Origin of the sequence: Afifella pfennigii DSM 17143 (genome assembly GCF_000688515.1) — a bacterium.
Classification (GTDB): domain Bacteria; phylum Pseudomonadota; class Alphaproteobacteria; order Rhizobiales; family Afifellaceae; genus Afifella; species Afifella pfennigii.
Genome location: NZ_JHZK01000059.1, coordinates 1 through 1398, shown reverse-complemented (window position 1 = coordinate 1398; position 1398 = coordinate 1). Strand labels below are relative to the sequence as shown.

The following is a 1398-nucleotide window of genomic DNA, read 5'->3' as shown; positions in this document are numbered from 1 at the left end:
GGCGTCGAAATCGTCGGCAAGGGCGTGCATGGCGCGGCGCTTGTCTTCCTCCGCGCGGGCCGCCTGCTCCACCTGATCCTGGCGCAGGCGCTCCGTCTCGGCGAGGCCGTCGCGGAAGACGGAGAGGGCCTTCGACATCTCGCCGATCTCGTTGCGCTTGTCGGCGTAGGGGATCTCCGTCTCCAGACGGCCCTCGCTCAGCTCGCGCATGACATGGGTGATGCGCTCAATGGGACGCGCGATGCCGAGGATGACGAATGCGATGGCGCCCAGGGAAACCAGCAGCCCAACACCGATGACCGTAAACAGCGTCAGGCGCGCGGAATTGTAGCCGACGATGGAGGCCTCGTAATCGCTGTTGGCTTCAGCTTCGTTGAGGGCGACGGCGCGGTCGAGATCGGCGGAAAAGCTGTCGAACAGCGTCAGCATCTCGCCGCGGAACAGGGTCGTGGCCTGCTCACGGTAGCCGGCATCGATGAGACGATCCACCTCCAGGAAGAGCTTCTGATACTGGGCGTATTGCTCGGCGAACTTGTCGTAGGCCTGCTGCTCCTCCTCGGAGGTGATCATCGGCTCGTATTTGGCCCGAAGATCGGCGACGTCCTTAGTGGCCTTGTCGATTCCGGCATCGATCGTGCGGACGTATTCAGCCTCTGAGGAGAGGAGACGAGCCATCTGCTTGAGGCGGAGCTCGGAGGTCATTCCGTTGATCTTGTTGACGGCGCTGATGCTCGGCACCAGGACCGTCGCCGCGTTCTCCACGTTGTGTTCAATCTCGGCGAGCTTGTCGATGGAGGTCCAGCCGAGCCCGATCAACAAGAGGGTCAGGAGGGACAGGACGGCGATAAGGCTGTTCTTCAAAGTGATCCGCATTTTGCAGGCTCCACAAGAGAACAAGGCCGTCCGAGCGGCTGGCCTTGCTCGTCGCTGGCATCGCGCCAGGCGTGTCAAAATGTCAGGCGCCGTCGGTACGACGGTCCCCGGTTTCCAGGCAGCCGAGCTCAAAGAATCGCAACTGCCCTTGGAGCGAGGGAACCCGGTGTCGCGACCGTCGGCGTGGGTTCGGGCATTTCCGGTTTCCAACGCTCCGGCAGTCGATGGTGAAGTTCCGCAAGCTCGTGGAGTCATTAGAGTCGAAGTCTTGCGTGTAGCTGTTCTAGGTCGCTCGGCGCCGCCGATGCGCCGGGCAGCCGACGGTAAGCGGGGCGGCCGGGCTCGGTTTCCCGCCGCCGGATGCGTCGCCAACGAAAAAGGCGCGTGCCGGTGGCACGCGCCTCGTCTTTGTCGCCGCGCGGCGGAGGATGCTCAGGCGGCGCGGACCCTTTCGATGAAGGCGTCGACCTGGGTTCTGAGGCCGAGGGCCTGATCGTTGAGGTGGTTGGCGGCGGTGACGATCTC

At 63.8% G+C, this 1398-nt stretch carries 1 protein-coding gene; it reads right to left on the bottom strand.

Annotated elements, in window-relative coordinates:
• Positions 1-873, bottom strand: an 873-nt coding sequence (locus Q331_RS0119190; protein ID WP_026381981.1) for an MCP four helix bundle domain-containing protein, incomplete at its 3' end; no start/stop codon positions are given.
• Between the last annotated feature and the right edge of the window lie 525 nt (positions 874-1398).